This is a genomic window from Pseudomonas sp. DE0010, assembly GCF_007680745.1.
GTDB lineage: Bacteria > Pseudomonadota > Gammaproteobacteria > Pseudomonadales > Pseudomonadaceae > Aquipseudomonas > Aquipseudomonas parafulva_B.
The window spans coordinates 1-237 of sequence record NZ_VEJQ01000298.1; the positions used below are offsets into that span (position 1 = coordinate 1).

General features: G+C 61.2%; 1 pseudogene. It reads left to right on the forward strand.

Annotated features, from left to right (window positions below):
- A pseudogene (locus FS767_RS22610) lies at positions 1 to 237 on the forward strand (acyltransferase); the annotation flags it as partial.

Consider the following 237-nt stretch of genomic DNA (forward strand, 5'->3'; position numbering starts at 1 on the left):
GCCACGGCGAGCATCCGCTTCGTGGTGTTCGACACCAACGAGCCCCTGGCGCGGACCCATCCCGAATTGTTCCAGCACTTCATGAGCAACGCGGAGCTGGCCTTCAATGCCGTGCTGCAGCTGTTCATGCTGCAGGCCTGGAATCCCTACTACCTCACCTTCAACGCGCCGCTCTGGTCGATCTCGGCGCTGTTCTTCTTCTATCTGACCTTTCCCAAGCTGGCCCCGCGGCTGATG